17 protein-coding genes are annotated in these 14,308 nt (G+C 71.0%); 8 read left to right on the top strand and 9 right to left on the bottom strand.

Features of this window, described 5'->3' with window-relative positions; genetic code table 11:
- Positions 1-110: 110 nt before the first annotated feature.
- Positions 111-698, top strand: coding sequence for a histidine phosphatase family protein (locus ABZ904_RS01095; protein ID WP_359389798.1), 588 nt, complete (start codon positions 111-113; stop codon positions 696-698).
- Here the strand turns inward: ABZ904_RS01095 and ABZ904_RS01090 are convergent.
- The 4 genes from ABZ904_RS01090 to ABZ904_RS01075 all read right to left on the bottom strand — a co-directional run bounded on the left by ABZ904_RS01090 (position 681) and on the right by ABZ904_RS01075 (position 3,368).
- Entirely contained in the window at positions 681-1,151 is a 471-nt protein-coding gene (locus ABZ904_RS01090; RefSeq protein ID WP_360991825.1) for a DUF6314 family protein, read from the bottom strand. The genes ABZ904_RS01095 and ABZ904_RS01090 overlap by 18 nt on opposite strands.
- A gap of 74 nt (positions 1,152-1,225) precedes the next feature.
- Complete coding sequence (locus ABZ904_RS01085) at positions 1,226-1,663, bottom strand: carboxymuconolactone decarboxylase family protein (protein WP_361820409.1); 438 nt, start codon at positions 1,661-1,663, stop codon at positions 1,226-1,228.
- Positions 1,660-2,085 (bottom strand): MerR family transcriptional regulator, encoded by a 426-nt coding sequence (locus ABZ904_RS01080; protein ID WP_359389807.1) that lies wholly within the window; start codon positions 2,083-2,085, stop codon positions 1,660-1,662. The genes ABZ904_RS01085 and ABZ904_RS01080 overlap by 4 nt, the downstream gene beginning before the upstream one ends.
- Positions 2,086-2,135: 50 nt before the next feature.
- Entirely contained in the window at positions 2,136-3,368 is a 1,233-nt protein-coding gene (locus ABZ904_RS01075; RefSeq protein WP_361820406.1) for a cysteine desulfurase, read from the bottom strand.
- An 89-nt stretch (positions 3,369-3,457) separates the two neighbouring features.
- Here ABZ904_RS01075 and ABZ904_RS01070 point away from each other — a divergent pair, with 89 nt between their 5' ends.
- Complete coding sequence (locus ABZ904_RS01070; protein WP_360991835.1) at positions 3,458-4,045, top strand: ABATE domain-containing protein; 588 nt, start codon at positions 3,458-3,460, stop codon at positions 4,043-4,045.
- A 25-nt stretch (positions 4,046-4,070) separates the two neighbouring features.
- Here ABZ904_RS01070 and ABZ904_RS01065 read toward each other — a convergent pair whose 3' ends face one another.
- Positions 4,071-4,322 carry a hypothetical protein gene (locus ABZ904_RS01065; protein WP_359389816.1) on the bottom strand — a complete coding sequence of 84 codons (252 nt, stop codon included), beginning with the start codon at positions 4,320-4,322 and terminating at the stop codon, positions 4,071-4,073.
- A 91-nt stretch (positions 4,323-4,413) separates the two neighbouring features.
- On the opposite strand from ABZ904_RS01065, the gene ABZ904_RS01060 reads away from it, so the two are divergent.
- The 6 genes from ABZ904_RS01060 to ABZ904_RS01035 all read left to right on the top strand — a co-directional run bounded on the left by ABZ904_RS01060 (position 4,414) and on the right by ABZ904_RS01035 (position 10,628).
- Positions 4,414-5,307, top strand: coding sequence for an alpha/beta fold hydrolase (locus tag ABZ904_RS01060; protein ID WP_361820401.1), 894 nt, complete (start codon positions 4,414-4,416; stop codon positions 5,305-5,307).
- A 469-nt stretch (positions 5,308-5,776) separates the two neighbouring features.
- On the top strand, positions 5,777-6,805 hold the full coding sequence (gene argC, locus ABZ904_RS01055) for an N-acetyl-gamma-glutamyl-phosphate reductase (RefSeq protein ID WP_359389822.1): 1,029 nt from the start codon (positions 5,777-5,779) through the stop codon (positions 6,803-6,805).
- On the top strand, positions 6,802-7,953 hold the full coding sequence (gene argJ / locus ABZ904_RS01050; protein WP_359389826.1) for a bifunctional glutamate N-acetyltransferase/amino-acid acetyltransferase ArgJ: 1,152 nt from the start codon (positions 6,802-6,804) through the stop codon (positions 7,951-7,953). Before argC ends, argJ begins: the two co-directional genes overlap by 4 nt.
- Positions 7,950-8,879, top strand: coding sequence for an acetylglutamate kinase (gene argB / locus ABZ904_RS01045; RefSeq protein WP_361820399.1), 930 nt, complete (start codon positions 7,950-7,952; stop codon positions 8,877-8,879). The genes argJ and argB overlap by 4 nt, the downstream gene beginning before the upstream one ends.
- A complete protein-coding gene (locus ABZ904_RS01040) occupies positions 8,876-10,084 on the top strand; it encodes an acetylornithine transaminase (RefSeq protein WP_359389832.1) in 1,209 nt (402 codons plus the stop codon). The genes argB and ABZ904_RS01040 overlap by 4 nt, the downstream gene beginning before the upstream one ends.
- 7 nt (positions 10,085-10,091) lie before the next feature.
- Positions 10,092-10,628 (top strand): arginine repressor, encoded by a 537-nt coding sequence (locus tag ABZ904_RS01035; RefSeq protein WP_359389835.1) that lies wholly within the window; start codon positions 10,092-10,094, stop codon positions 10,626-10,628.
- Positions 10,629-10,706: 78 nt separating this feature from the next.
- On the opposite strand, the gene ABZ904_RS01030 is transcribed toward ABZ904_RS01035, so the two are convergent.
- The 4 genes from ABZ904_RS01030 to ABZ904_RS01015 all read right to left on the bottom strand — a co-directional run bounded on the left by ABZ904_RS01030 (position 10,707) and on the right by ABZ904_RS01015 (position 14,307).
- A complete protein-coding gene (locus ABZ904_RS01030; RefSeq protein ID WP_359389838.1) occupies positions 10,707-11,495 on the bottom strand; it encodes an FAD:protein FMN transferase in 789 nt (262 codons plus the stop codon).
- A 12-nt stretch (positions 11,496-11,507) separates the two neighbouring features.
- Complete coding sequence (locus ABZ904_RS01025) at positions 11,508-12,293, bottom strand: FMN-binding protein (protein WP_359389841.1); 786 nt, start codon at positions 12,291-12,293, stop codon at positions 11,508-11,510.
- A 27-nt stretch (positions 12,294-12,320) separates the two neighbouring features.
- Positions 12,321-13,658, bottom strand: a complete 1,338-nt coding sequence (locus ABZ904_RS01020) for a ferredoxin reductase family protein (protein ID WP_360992163.1) — start codon at positions 13,656-13,658, stop codon at positions 12,321-12,323.
- A 124-nt stretch (positions 13,659-13,782) separates the two neighbouring features.
- Positions 13,783-14,307, bottom strand: coding sequence for an FMN-binding protein (locus ABZ904_RS01015; RefSeq protein WP_359389844.1), 525 nt, complete (start codon positions 14,305-14,307; stop codon positions 13,783-13,785).
- Between the last annotated feature and the right edge of the window lies 1 nt (position 14,308).

Below are 14,308 nucleotides of genomic sequence, written 5' to 3'. Positions count from 1 at the left end.
ACGCCGCCGACCGGTGCAGGGGCCGGGCGCGCGTCAAGACGGCGGTACCGTTGGTAACTCCTGAGTAACGCCCCCTTGACCTGCCCACATGGTGGGCACACGATCGCCGCATGCATCTTCGGGTCACGTTCGTCGCCGCAGCGCGTAGCTCGTCGCTGCTGGCGGAGCGGTTCCAGGACGACCGGCCGCTGGACCAGGCCGGTTGGGACGAGGTGCAGCGTGTCGCCCACGACCTGGTGCCGTTGGCGGCGGCCGAGCTGCGCTACTGCTCGCCGACCCCGCGGAGCCGGGCGACCGGCGACGCGCTCGGGTATGCGCCACTGGTGCAGCCCGCGCTGCGGGACTGCGACATGGGCCGCTGGCGCGGCCTCACCCTGGGCGAGGCGATGGCCCGGGAGCCCTCCGCTGTGGACGCCTGGCTGGCCGACCCCCGTTCCGCGCCGCACGGCGGGGAGCCGCTGATGTCCTTCATCTCCCGTGTGGGCGGCTGGCTGGACACACGTCCCGTGGACGACGGCAGCCGGATCGTCGCCGTGACGGAGCCGGCGGTGGTGCGGGCCGCGCTGGTGTACGCGCTGAAGGCGGGGCCGTCGTCGTACTGGAACATCGACGTCCGCCCCCTGTCCACGATCACGCTCGCCGGTCACAACGGGCGCTGGAACCTTCGGCTGGAGGCCGGGTCACAGGTCCGCGTCTGACCGGTCCCGCTCGCGCGTGTAGTCGGTGGTCAGGAGGAGGTCCTTCGCGGGTCCGCCGACCCTCCACACCGTGCGCCAGTGGTCCTGGTCGTGGACCGTGAACTCGCCTCGGTAGAGGTCCGCGACGCACGGATGCTCGGCGACGTGGTGGCCGCCGGTGAGATCGAGGTCGTGGAACGGACGGCCGTCGGCGAACCGCACGTCCGAGGTGCCGGCCGACGTCCCGGGCAGGAACCGGAGTGTCCGCTCGGCGGGACGGGGCGTGCCCCGCCAGACAAACGTGCCCGACTCCTGGTGCAGCAGCCCGTCGCCGCCGTCCTCCAGCGGCGAGAACACGGTCGTCCCCTCGAAACGCCCCTCCTCACCGCTCGCGAGATCCCGCACGGTGCGCTCCACCCGCCAGCGCCCGGCGAGATGGGCCAGCACGTCGTTCACCGGCCAGAACTCACTCATCGTCTCCCTTTCCGCCCTCCGGGCACGACACGCCTCGTCGAGGCGCTCGTGCCCCTCCTCCATCCTGCCGTGGATCAGGCGGAGGCAGCCGCGGCGGGGGCGGACGGCTCGCCGAGCGGCAGCAGCCCGCGCTCCGCGAACACCTTCTTCGCGGCGAAGGTCGCGTTGAGCGCCTTCGGTATGCCGCAGTAGACGGCCGAGTGCAGCAGCGCCTCGACGATCTGCTCGGGCGTGAGGCCCACATTCAACGCCGCGCCCACATGCACGTCCAGCTGGGCCTCGCAGCCACCGAGGGCGGTGAGCATGCCCAGGGTCACCAGCTGGCGGTCGCGCGGGGCGAGCCCCGGCCGGTCGTAGACCTCGCCGAAGGCCCACGAGACGATCTGGTGACCGAGTTCGGGGCTGACGTCGGCGAGCGCGTCGAGGACCCGCTGTCCGGCCTCGCCGTCGACGTTGTTCAGGACCTCCAGGCCGTGGCCGAAGCGCTCTTCACGGGTGGTGCTATCGCTCATTCCCGTTCTTCCGTCCCCGGCTGCCGCTGCTCGAGCAGCCGTTCGTAGTGGTCGATCTTGTCGTCCAGCGCGGCCGCGTTGCGGCGCAGGGCACGGATGTGGTCCGCGAGCTCGGCGCGGTGCTCCCGGAGCATCGCCAGCCGGTCGCCGACCGTGGTGTCTCCGCGCGCCCGCAGCCGCGCGAATCGCTGCATGTCGGCGATCGACATGCCCGTCTCGCGCAGCCTGAGCAGGAACTCCAGCCAGGCCAGGTCCGCCGCGGCGTAGCGCCGCTGGTTGCCGGCGGTCCGGCCGACCCGTTCGATCAGCCCGGCCTTCTCGTAGTAGCGCAACGTGTCGTGCGTGAGGCCGGTGCGCTCGGCGACCTGGGCGATGGTCAGGGTCGGCTCCCGTTCGGGCGCCAGGGGCTCTCCGCTGGTCATGGAAAGACCGTAGGACCTGGAGCGCGCTCCAGGTCAAGCGCCGGCGTCGATCACCCGCCGAAGTAGGCCTGAGCTGCGCGAACGCCCTCCGCCAAGGCATCCACCTCGTCCAGCGTGTTGTACACGTAGAAGCTCGCCCGGGTGGTCGCCGCAATCCCGTAGCGCCGTACGACGGGGCGGGCGCAGTGATGGCCCACCCGAACGGCCACGCCTCGCTCGTCCAGCACCTGGCCGACGTCGTGCGGATGGATGCCGTCGACCGTGAAGGAGACGGCGGAACCGCGGTCGGTGAGGTCGCGCGGGCCGACGATGTGCACGCCGGGGAGGTCGCCGAGGAGCTCGAGCGCGCGGGCGGTGAGGCGGTCCTCGTGCGCCGCCACCTCGTCCATGCCCAGCGCCTCCAGGTAGTCCACCGCCGCCGCCAGCCCGACCGCCTGGGCCGTCATCGGCACACCCGCCTCGAAGCGCTGCGGCGGGGGCAGGAAGGTGGTGCGGTCCATCTCGACGATCTCGATCATCGAGCCGCCGGTGAGGAACGGCGGTAGTCCCGCGAGCAGTTCGCGTCGGCCCCACAGCACGCCGACCCCGCTCGGGCCGAGCATCTTGTGCCCGGAGAAGGCGAGGAAGTCGGCGTCCAGATCGGATACGCGGACCGGTCGGTGGGGGACCGACTGGGCGCCGTCGACCACGACGAGGGCGCCGAACGCATGGGCGCGGTCGGCCAGTTCGCGTACGGGGTTGATCGTGCCGAGGACGTTGGACTGGTGGGTGACGGCGAGGATCTTGGTGCGCTCGTCGATGAGCTCGTCGACACGGGTGAGGTCGAGGCGCCCCTCGTCGGTGAGCCCGAACCAGTCCAGCGTCGCGCCGGTGCGTTCGGCGAGCTGCTGCCAGGGCACCAGGTTGGCGTGGTGCTCCATCTCCGTCACCACGATCCGGTCGCCGGGGCCGAGACGGCCGGCGTTGCCCAGGGCGTAGGCGACGAGGTTGATGCTCTCCGTGGTGTTCCTGGTGAAGACGACCTCGTCGTCGGCGCCCCCGATGAACCGGGCGACAGTGTGCCGGGCGTTCTCGTACGCCTCCGTCGCCTCCCCGGCCAGCTGGTGCGCTCCGCGGTGCACGGCGGCGTTGCGCGTCAGGTAGAAGTCCCGCTCGGCGTCGAGCACCTGGAGCGGCTTCTGGGTGGTGGCCCCGGAGTCCAGGTAGACGAGAGGGGCGCCGCTGTCCACCGTCCGTTCCAGGATCGGGAAGTCCTTGCGCACTACGTCGACGTCGAAGGCCACGGCGGCTCACCTCTCACGGTTTCTGTTTCGATTCTCCGTGAGTCACGGTAGGCCTTCTCACGGAGAATGACAAGGATTAGCATGAGGCCGTGGATCACGACGCCCCTGTCTACCTGCACCAGCTCCCGGTCCCCGGCGAGGAGCGCTATGTCTCCCTGGCGCTGGTGAACACGCGGTTCACCCTCAGCCACGGCCCCGTCGACCTGCTCGACGACGCCGAGGCGGCGCACCTGTGGCTCGTCCGGCACCGGTTGCTGCCGGACCCGGTGGCGCTCAACGGCAGGCAGTTCGGGCGGCTGCTGGGTCTGCGCGAGGCGTTGCGCGCGCTGTTCGCGTCGTACGGGGTCCATGAGGTCCCCGCGGCCGAGGACCTCGCGACCCTCAACGCCGCCCTGGCGGCGGCCCCCGCGACCCCCCGCCTCGCCTGGACGGCCGAAGGCCCGCACCGCGCCGCCGAGCCGGACACCGGCAACCCGGCCGCGGCGGCGCTCTCCCTGCTGGCCGAGGACGCGGCCGACCTGCTCACCGGCTCCGAGGCCGAACAGCTCACGGAATGCGCCGCCCAGGGCTGTGACCGCTGGTTCCTGCGCTCGCACGGGGCACGGCGCTGGTGCACGACGAAGTGCGGCAACCGGGTGCGGGCGGCGCGGGCGTACGCGGCGCGCAAGGCGCGCTGAGGGGGCGGCGCGCGGTGGTCCCCTGTCAGCCGTCCTTGCGGCGGCGCAGCCAGCCGCGGCCGGTCGCGGGCGGCTGAGCCGCGGGGGGCGTGGGCGTGCCGAACGGCGGCAGGACCTTGAACCGCTCGTCCAGGGTGACGGACGGCGTGATCCGGTTCAGGGCCGCGCGGACGAGCGTGAGCGGGTGGTAGTCCGGGCAGAGTGCTACTGCGGCCGGACGAGGGTGTGGCCGTTCAGCCGAGTCGGAGATCTGCCAAGAACCGATGTCATGGGGCACGGCGCCCTGGCAGCGGTCAACTCAACGAGGTGAGTCGCTCCTGGCTGCTGTGTCCCGCGAGCTGTCACTCGAGTTGAGAGTGAGGCGCTCGATGTCCGTCGACCCCGTCGAGGACTGGTGGTCCGAAGGCGAGTACGTGCCTTTGCGTCTGCGTGGTGCGGAGCGCGCGATCTTCGTGCGCCGGATGGGCAGCGGCCCCCCGCTCACGCTCCTGCACGGATACCCGGCGTCCTCCCACCAGTGGGCCAAGATCGCGCCCGAGCTGGCCCGCAGGCACACTCTGGTGATGCCGGACTTCCTCGGCTTCGGCGCGTCCGCCAAGCCGCGCGAGCACGACTACTCGCTGATCGAGCAGGCCGACCTGGTGGAGGCGCTGTGGGCGCACGACGGCCTGCGTGCCACCCGGGTCGTCGCTCACGACTACGGCAGCTCGGTCGCGCAGGAGCTGCTCGCACGACGTTCGGAGGGTTCGCTGTCCGTGGCTCTGGCCGACATGGCACTGATGAATGGCGGGATCTACCCCGAGCCGCACCGGCGCACCGACGCGCAGAGTCGGCTCCTTTCGGTCGCCGGCGTGAATTCCCCGGTCCTCGTCGACGATGGCCATCGGGAAGCGATGGAGGTTGCCGGCGGGATTGATGATGCCTCCGATGTAGGACAGCGACACCACCACGCTTACGGCGATCATGACGAGCGCAGGGAAAAGCCAGAGGCTTCGTCGGCCCAGCAGGCGCCGGGCGGTGGCCTTCGGCACGCCGGGAACGTTGGTCCTCATCGGTGTCGGAGCCTTTCGGTTGCTGTGGAGTCGCGGGACAAGACCCGAGCGCCGGTATGGGTGGGCTGTACAGCGCTGGCCGAGCGCCGTCAGGGTGCGCTGATACATCTGTGCGAGCGCCGCGCCTGGCATCTACACCTTCCGGTGCCGCTCCGCCCCGCGGATGCGGCCCGGCGACCCATGCTCATCGGGCCCGTATTTCCATCATGAGGCGCGGGCCATCGTGACTCTCCGGCATGGCCTACACGAATTTGTAGTTGATTGGCGCCTGGTGGACGGCAGGACACTCAGAGCCGTGCTACTCGACGAACGACATTCTTCAGTCACGTTGTCTGTCAGAGAGCCGGACGGAATCGCAGGAGCCCTCCGAGCGGATCCGGCAGTGACGCGGGCGAGGACTCGGCAGGCACGTACGGTTTGATCTGGCCTACCCGGCCGCACCGTGCCGACCGCACCACCAGCTCGGATTCCGTGTCCCTGGCTCCAGGGCAGCGGCCAAGGGAGTCTGGCGAGGCTGGATGATCGGGAGACGATCACCCCGACTGCAAGGGGGGCCGACTGTCGATCGGAGGGGCCGACTGTCGATCCTCGTCACACGGGCTTCGACAGAGTCCCGCTGTCGAGGATTGCATAAACGTGCAACGGAACGTATAGTCATGCCATACAGGAGGAGGGTTCCATGGCGGTACGCGCGGCGGTGGCCGGAGCGAGCGGTTACGCGGGTGGGGAGCTGCTGCGTCTGCTGCTGGCGCACCCGGAGGTCGAGATCGGTGCCCTGACCGGGAACTCCAACGCCGGTCAGCGGCTCGGCGCGCTGCAGCCGCATCTGCTGCCCCTCGCCGACCGCACACTGCAGGAGACCACCCCCACGGTCCTCGCCGGACACGACGTCGTGTTCCTCGCCCTGCCCCACGGGCAGTCCGCCGCCGTCGCCGAGCAGCTCGGGCCCGAGGTGCTCGTGGTCGACATGGGCGCGGACTTCCGGCTCGAGAACGCGGCCGACTGGGAGAGGTTCTACGGCACCCCGCACGCCGGGACCTGGCCCTACGGCCTGCCCGAACTGCCGGGCGCTCGCGCCGCGCTGGAGGGGTCCAAGCGCATCGCGGTGCCCGGTTGCTACCCGACCGCCGCCTCGCTCGCGCTCCTTCCCGCGTACGCCGCCGGGCTCGCCGAGAACGAGGCGGTCATCGTCGCGGCCTCCGGCACCTCCGGCGCGGGCAAGGCCCCCAAGCCGCACCTGCTCGGCAGCGAGGTGATGGGGTCGATGTCCCCGTACGGTGTCGGCGGTGTCCACCGGCACACCCCGGAGATAGTCCAGAACCTCCGCGCCGCCGCCGGCGAGCACGTGTCCGTCTCCTTCACGCCGACCCTCGCGCCGATGCCCCGGGGCATCCTCGCCACGTGCAGCGCGAAGGCAAAGCCCGGCGTCACCGCGGAATCGGTGCGCGCCGCGTACGAGAAGGCGTACGCCGACGAGCCCTTCGTCCGGCTGCTGCCCGAGGGGCAGTGGCCCGCCACCGCGTATGTCTACGGTTCCAACGCCGTTCAACTGCAGGTCGCGTACGACGTCGCCGCGCACCGCATCATCGCGATCAGCGCCATCGACAACCTGACCAAGGGCACCGCGGGCGGTGCCGTGCAGAGCATGAACATCGCCCTCGGGCTCGACGAGAGCACCGGGCTTTCCACGATCGGAGTCGCACCGTGAGTGTCACGGCAGCAAAGGGGTTCCGGGCGGCGGGGATCGCCGCCGGGATCAAGGAAAACGGCAACCCGGACCTGGCCCTCGTGGTCAACGACGGGCCCCGCCGTGCCGCCGCGGGCGTCTTCACCTCCAACCGCGTGAAGGCCGCACCGGTGCAGTGGTCCGAGCAGGTCCTCAAGGCCGGACAGGTCTCCGCGGTCGTCCTCAACTCCGGCGGCGCCAACGCCTGCACCGGCCCGAAGGGCTTCCAGGACACGCACGCCACCGCGGAGAAGGCCGCCGAGGTCCTCGGCCGGGGCGCCATCGAGGTCGCCGTATGCTCCACCGGCCTCATCGGCGTCCTGCTGCCGATGGACAAACTGCTCCCGGGCATCGAGACGGCCGCCGCCCAACTGTCCGAGCACGGCGGCGAGAAGGCCGCCATCGCCATCAAGACCACCGACACCGTGCACAAGACGTCCGTCGTGAGCAAGGAGGGGTGGACCGTCGGCGGCATGGCCAAGGGCGCCGGCATGCTCGCCCCCGGCCTCGCCACCATGCTCGTGGTCATCACCACGGACGTCGACGCCGACGACGAGACGCTGGACAAGGCCCTACGAGCCGCCACCAAGGTCACCTTCGACCGGGTCGACTCCGACGGCTGCATGTCGACCAACGACACCGTGCTCCTCCTGGCCTCGGGCGCGTCCGGGATCACCCCCGGCGACGAGGAGTTCGCCGAGGCCGTCCGCGAGGTCTGCGCCGACCTCGGCCGGCAGCTCATCGGCGACGCCGAGGGCGCGAGCAAGGACATCAAGGTCGAGGTGATCAACGCCGCGTCCGAGGAGGACGCCGTCGAGGTGGGCCGCTCCATCGCCCGCAACAACCTGCTCAAGTGCGCGATCCACGGCGAAGACCCCAACTGGGGCCGTGTCCTGTCGGCGATCGGCACCACGAAGGCCGCCTTCGAGCCGGACCAGCTCAATGTCGCCATCAACGGCGTCTGGGTCTGCAAGAACGGTTCCGTGGGCGAGGACCGGGAGCTCGTCGACATGCGCTACCGCGAGGTGCACATCGTCGCCGACCTCGCCGCGGGCGGAGCCTCCGCCACCATCTGGACCAACGACCTCACCGCCGACTACGTCCACGAGAACAGCGCCTACTCCTCATGAACAACGGAACGACGCGCAAGCACACCGCGCTCCCCAAGGCGCAGATCCTCATCGAGGCACTGCCCTGGCTGACCCGCCACCACGGCAAGACGGTCGTCATCAAGTTCGGCGGCAACGCCATGGTGAACGAGGAGCTGAAGGCCGCCTTCGCCCAGGACGTGGTCTTCCTGCGGCACGCGGGGCTGAAGCCGGTCGTCGTACACGGCGGCGGACCTCAGATCAGCGCCGCCCTGGACCGGCACGGCATCGTCAGCGAGTTCAAGGCGGGCCTGCGGGTCACTACCGAGGACGCCATGGACGTGGTACGGATGGTGCTGGCCGGGCAGGTGCAGCGTGAGCTGGTCGGGCTGCTCAACCAGCACGGCCCGCTCGCGGTCGGCCTCACCGGCGAGGACGCACACACCATCACCGCCACCAAGCACCGGCCCGAGATCGACGGCGTGCACGTCGACATCGGGAGGGTGGGCGAGATCACCGAGATCGACACGGGCGCGATCGAGGCCCTGCTCGCCGACGGCCGCATTCCGGTCGTCTCCTCCATCGCCCGCAGTCAGGACGACGGACATGTCTACAACGTCAATGCTGATACGGCGGCTGCGGCTCTGGCTGCGGCACTGGGCGCCGAAACCCTCATGGTCCTCACGGACGTCGAAGGCCTCTACGAGGACTGGCCCCACTCCGACGAGGTGATCAGCCGCCTGACCGCCACCCAACTGGAAAAACTGCTGCCGGAGCTGTCCTCGGGCATGGTGCCGAAGATGGAGGGCTGCCTGTACGCCGTCCGCAACGGCGTCAACACCGCCCGCGTCATCGACGGCCGGGTCCAGCACTCGATCCTGCTGGAGATCTTCACCGACGAGGGCATCGGCACGATGGTCCTGCCCGACGCATCCGATCAGGGGAACAAGAAGGGGGACGCGGTATGACCGCCGGCTCGGCCAACGAGCAGCTCACCCAGCGGTGGCAGGGTGCGCTGATGAACAACTACGGCACCCCCCGGCTGCCCCTCGTCCGAGGTGAGGGCACCCGGCTGTGGGACGCCGACGGCAAGGAGTACCTCGACTTCGTCGGCGGCATCGCGGTCAACGCGCTCGGCCACGCCCACCCGGCCGTCGTGGAGGCGGTCGGCAGGCAGATCGCCTCGCTCGGCCATGTCTCCAACCTGTTCATCGCCGAACCGCCCGTCGCCCTGGCCGAACGGCTGCTCCAGCTCTTCGGCCGGGACGGCAAGGTCTTCTTCTGCAACTCCGGAGCCGAGGCCAACGAGGGCGCCTTCAAGATCGGACGGCTGACCGGGCGCACCCATATGGTCGCCACCGAGGGCGGCTTCCACGGGCGCACCCTGGGCGCCCTCGCGCTGACCGGCCAGCCCGGCAAGCAGGAACCGTTCCTTCCGCTGCCCGGCGATGTCACGCACGTCCCCTACGGCGATGCGCAGGCCCTGGCCGCCGCGGTCACGGAGGACACCGCGCTGGTCATCATCGAGCCGGTCCAGGGCGAGAACGGGGTCGTCGTCCCGCCCGCCGGCTATCTCAAGGCGGCACGCGCGATCACCGCGGCCACCGGGGCGCTGCTCGTCCTCGACGAAGTGCAGACCGGTGTCGGACGCACCGGGCACTGGTTCGAGTACCAGGCCCACGAAGGCGTGCTGCCGGACGTGGTCACGCTTGCCAAGGGGCTCGGCGGCGGCCTGCCGCTCGGCGCCACCGTCGCCTTCGGCCGCGCCGCGGACCTGCTCCAGCCGGGACAGCACGGCACGACCTTCGGGGGGAACCCCGTCGCGTGCGCCGCCGGGCTCGCCGTCCTCGACACCATCGCGGGCGAGGGACTCCTGGACAACGTCAAGCGGCAGAGCGAGAAGCTGCGCGACGGAATCGAGTCCCTGGGGCACCCGCTCGTCAGCCACGTCCGAGGCTCCGGCCTGCTCCTGGGTATCGTGCTCACCGAGCCGCTCGCGCCGCAGGCGCAGCAGACGGCTCAGGACGCCGGTCTCCTGGTGAACGCGCCCGCCCCGAACGTCGTACGGCTGATGCCGCCGCTGAACCTCGGCGACGACGAGGTGGAGGTGTTCCTCCGGGGGCTTCCCGGTGTCCTCGACGCAGTGAACGGGGACGGACGAGCCGGAGAATGAGACGACAATGAGTCAGGCGCAGGACCACGAGCACGCGGGGCCCGCCCTGCCGCAGACCCGCACCGCACGCCACCGCCGGATTGTTGACATCCTCAACCGGCAGCCGGTGCGCTCCCAGAGCCAGCTGGCGAAACTCCTCGCCGACGACGGGCTGAGCGTCACCCAGGCGACGCTCTCCCGGGACCTGGACGAGCTGAACGCGGTGAAGATCCGCAACACCGACGGAGACCTCATCTACGCGGTCCCCAGCGAGGGCGGTTTCCGCACCCCGCGCGCACCGCTCGGCGAGTCGGCCAAGGAGGAGCGGATGCGGCGCCTGTCCCAGGAGCTGCTGATCTCCGCGGAGGCCTCCGCCAATCTCGTGGTCCTGCGTACACCGCCGGGTGCGGCCCAGTTCCTCGCCTCGGCCATCGACCAGGCGGAACTGCACGACATCCTCGGAACCATCGCGGGCGACGACACACTGCTGCTGATCAGCCGCGACCCGACCGGTGGCCAGGCGCTGGCGGACCATCTGCTGCGACTGGCGCAGAACAACCACTGAGACACGTTCGGGAGGGCGTACCGGACCGGTACGCCCTCCCGCGTTCGTCACTCCTGCTCACCCCAGGGGGCGTGCCCTTTATCCGAGGCGCGCCGCAAGGCCTCCGGTGCACCGCACCTCGTCGCCCGCCGTGATCAGCAGGGCCTCCACGTCCGGCAGGGACTCCAGCCAGTCCAGCGCCTGCCGCGAGCCCATCGCGAACGCGGCCGTGGCCCAGCAGTCGGCCCAGGTCAGCCGGGGGCCCACCACGGTCACCGCCGCCAGGTCCGTGACAGCGGATCTGCCGGTGCGGGGGTCGACGATGTGCGCGCCGCGCTCCGCGGTCCCGGACGTGGCCACGGCCAGTTCACGGTCGACGGCCGCGGAGACCACCGCCGCGAGCCCGCCGGGCCGCAGCGGGTCCGCGATGCCCACGCGCCAGGGCCGGTGCGGTGCGGGCATGCCGTACATCTGCACGTCTCCGCCGCCGTTCACGCTGACCCCGTCCGCCCCGGACGCCGCCAGCTGCCGGGCCGCCCGTTCGACCGCCCAGCCCTTCACGATCCCGGTCGGGTCGACCTCGCCCTGGAACCTCGTGCTGAACCAGCCGTCGCTCACCCGCTCCGCCTCGGCGCCGAGGGCGAGCACCTCGGCGACCTCCGGGTCGCACTCCTCGACCGTCAGCTCTCCACGGGCCAGCCGCGAGACCTGGCTGTCCTCCCGGTAGGTGCTGAACACCTCGTCGACGCGGTGCAGGCCCGCGACCGCCTGCTCCAGCGCGGTCCGTACGGCACCCGGCGCGCCTCCGCGCACGTCGAAGGAGACGACGGTGCCCATCACCTCTTCCACATGGCGCAGCGCGGGCGGTGCCCCGGCGGGGTCGGTCATCTGGCCGACCACTCAGCCACCGGCCTTGTCGAGGGCCGACTGCAGCGACTCCTTGTATCCGGCGCTGGTGTACGTGGCGCCGGAGACCGCGTCGATGTCCGCACTCTGCGCGCTCACCGCCTCCTGGTTGAGCTTGGGCACGGCGAGGGCGGTCTTCTGGTCGCTGACCCCGCCCTTGGGTGCCTGGACGGCCTCGGCCTCGGTGATCTTCCCGCCGCTGACGGTGAGGCGGACCTGGACCGGGCCGTACTGCGTCTGGGACACATCACCCGTCACCGTACGCGCCTGGGCCGAGGTCCCGGAACCGCCTGCCGCCCCCGACGAACCGCTCCCGGACGCGGCCTTCGCCTTGTCGATCGCCGACTGCAGCGACTGCTTGTATCCGCCGCTGGTGTATGTGGCGCCGGAGACCGCGTCGATCTGCGCGCTCTGCGCTGCGACGGCCTCCTGGTTGAGCTTGGGCACGGCGAGGGCGGTCTTCTGGTCGCTGACCCCGCCCTTGGGTGCCTGGACGGCCTCGGCCTCGGTGATCTTCCCGCCGCTGACGGTGAGGCGGACCTGGACGTTGCCGTACTGGGTCCGGGCCACGTCACCGGTCACCGTCCGCGTGCCCGTCTGCTGCCCGCTGCCGCCCTGCGGCGACTCCTGCGCCGTCGCGGTCTGCTGGGGGGCGGCTCCGCCGGCCGCCTGGGCCGAGGCCGGGTCGGACGCCGGCTTCAGCGACAGCAGCAGCACGATCCCGGACACGGTCGCGGCGCTCGCCAGCACGGCACGCCGAATGGGGTGGCTGTTCCTCATCTCTCCTGAGCTCCTGATGTCCGTCGCTCACATCTCGAACGACTCGTGATGGATGCGGCGGGCAGGGACCCCCGCGCCGCGCAGTGCCTCGTACACCTGCTGGGCGAAGCCGGGCGGCCCGCACATGAAGACGTCGTGCCGGTCGATGTCCGGCAGCTTGCGGCGCAAGGTGTCCGCGGAGATGTCCGGGCGCTTCCCGTCCGGGCTGTTGACCGCGTACATCAGCCGTGCCCCGCGTTCCTCGGCGATCTGGGCCAGCTCGTCCCACAGGGCCAGGTCCTGGGTGCTGTTGGCCCGGTACAGCAGTGTCAGATCACCCGTCGCGCCGGGCAGCGTCTCGAACAGCGCCCGCATCGGCGTGATGCCGACGCCGCCCGCCACCAGCAGCACCTTGCCGCGGCTGCGCCGGTCGGCGGTCAGCGCCCCGTACGGCCCCTCGGCCCACACCCGGGTGCCGGGCTCCAGGTCACGCAGCGCGGAGCTGTGGTCGCCGATCGCCTTGACGGTGATGCGGAGCATGTTGGGGCGGGGCGCCGCCGACAGCGAGTACGGATGCGAACTGAAGCGCATGCCGGGGGCGAGGAACCGCCAGCGGAAGAACTGCCCGGCCTCCGCGCCGATCCGGTGCAGCTTGCGCCCGCTCATCAGCACCGAGACGATCCCGGGCGTCTCCTCGATGACGGCTTCGACCCGCAGCCGGTGGCGCATGTTCAGCCGTACCGGGGTGATGATCCGGTACCAGACCACCAGCGCGGTCACCGACCCGTACAGCGCGTACCAGGCGGTCTTCGCCTCCGGCTGGGCGGCGAACTCGTTGCCCGTGGACAGCTGGTGCCAGAACGACAGGTACGTGGCCGCGTAGGTGAGCAGATGGACGTGGTACCAGAGGTCGTAGGAGATCCTGCGGCGGATCGGGCCGATCGAGATCAGCCCGATGAGCACCAGCAGACCGGTGCCGATCGCGGCAAGGCCGACGTCCGGCAACTGGTTGATCGAGTCGATGGTCTGCTGCACGATCCCGCCGAGGCTCTTGCCTGCCTGGAGGGCGTAGCCCCACATGGTCAGGAAGAGGTGGGCGAGGACGAGGCAGATGGTGTAGCGGCCCGTCATCGCGTGCCAGCGGGCGACCCGGTCGGAGCCCACGCGGCGCTCCAGGGCGGGCACCCGCGCCATCTGCAGCACGACCAGCGCCATCAGATAGCCGGCGAGCAGGCCGGTGATCCGCCCCGCGTTGAGGATCCTGCTGGTGTTGTCGGCGATGGACGGGGTGTTCATCCACCACAGCCAGATGACGCCCGCCGCGCCCGCCCAGACGGCGACGACCAGCGGGACGGCAGGGGAGCGGCGTGGGCGGATGGCGCGCATCGTCTGGCGCCGCGCGGCGCGGCCACCGGCGATCGTGGACACGGTCTCCTCCGTGGTCCTCCGTGGGACGGGTGAGGCCAGTGGCCCCCTTGGCCCACAGGTACGTGGCGGAACGGCCACGCGTTCAACCCTTCGCGGAGTCCAGTGCCGACTGGAGTGACTGCTGGTAACCCTGACTCGTGTAAGTCGCCCCGGAGACGACGTCGATGTTCGCGCTCCGGGCGGCCAGCGCCTCCCGGTTCAGCTGCGGGACGGCATAGCTGTTGATCTCCTGGTCCCTCGGGTTCTCCTGCGGGTACGTCACCGCCGTCACATCGGTCAGCTCGCCGTTCTTCACCGTGATCCGGACCTGGACGGGGCCGTAGCGGGTCTCGACCGAGTCCCCGGTGACGGTCCTCGTGCCCGCCGTGCCCGCCGTGGCCGGCGCGCTCGATCCGCTGGAACCGCCCGCGTCGCCGGACTCAGCGGACCCGCCGGACCCGCCGGATCCGGCCGATGCGCTCGCAGTACTGGTCGGGGCAGGTGCGGCCACGGCCGGAGCGGGCGGGGTGTGCGGCTTCAGCGACAGCAGCAGCACCATCCCGGTGACGGTGGCGGCACTCGCCAGCACGATCCGGCGCAGCGGGCTCTTCCTCTTCAGCGGGTGCATG

The organism is Streptomyces sp. NPDC046900 (assembly GCF_040644975.1).
Classification (GTDB): Bacteria; Actinomycetota; Actinomycetes; order Streptomycetales; family Streptomycetaceae; genus Streptomyces.
This window is presented reverse-complemented; position numbering and strand designations above follow the sequence as displayed.

Coding starts and splice junctions, on each gene's coding strand:
- ABZ904_RS01095 (WP_359389798.1), top strand. CDS start 111: ATGCATCTTCGGGTCACGTTCGTCGCCGCAGCGCGTAGCTCGTCGCTG.
- ABZ904_RS01090 (WP_360991825.1), bottom strand. CDS start 1,151: ATGAGTGAGTTCTGGCCGGTGAACGACGTGCTGGCCCATCTCGCCGGG.
- ABZ904_RS01085 (WP_361820409.1), bottom strand. CDS start 1,663: ATGAGCGATAGCACCACCCGTGAAGAGCGCTTCGGCCACGGCCTGGAG.
- ABZ904_RS01080 (WP_359389807.1), bottom strand. CDS start 2,085: ATGACCAGCGGAGAGCCCCTGGCGCCCGAACGGGAGCCGACCCTGACC.
- ABZ904_RS01060 (WP_361820401.1), top strand. CDS start 4,414: ATGTCCGTCGACCCCGTCGAGGACTGGTGGTCCGAAGGCGAGTACGTG.
- argC (WP_359389822.1), top strand. CDS start 5,777: ATGGCGGTACGCGCGGCGGTGGCCGGAGCGAGCGGTTACGCGGGTGGG.
- argB (WP_361820399.1), top strand. CDS start 7,950: ATGAACAACGGAACGACGCGCAAGCACACCGCGCTCCCCAAGGCGCAG.
- ABZ904_RS01040 (WP_359389832.1), top strand. CDS start 8,876: ATGACCGCCGGCTCGGCCAACGAGCAGCTCACCCAGCGGTGGCAGGGT.
- ABZ904_RS01035 (WP_359389835.1), top strand. CDS start 10,092: ATGAGTCAGGCGCAGGACCACGAGCACGCGGGGCCCGCCCTGCCGCAG.
- ABZ904_RS01030 (WP_359389838.1), bottom strand. CDS start 11,495: ATGACCGACCCCGCCGGGGCACCGCCCGCGCTGCGCCATGTGGAAGAG.
- ABZ904_RS01025 (WP_359389841.1), bottom strand. CDS start 12,293: ATGAGGAACAGCCACCCCATTCGGCGTGCCGTGCTGGCGAGCGCCGCG.
- ABZ904_RS01020 (WP_360992163.1), bottom strand. CDS start 13,658: ATGCGCGCCATCCGCCCACGCCGCTCCCCTGCCGTCCCGCTGGTCGTC.
- ABZ904_RS01015 (WP_359389844.1), bottom strand. CDS start 14,307: ATGCACCCGCTGAAGAGGAAGAGCCCGCTGCGCCGGATCGTGCTGGCG.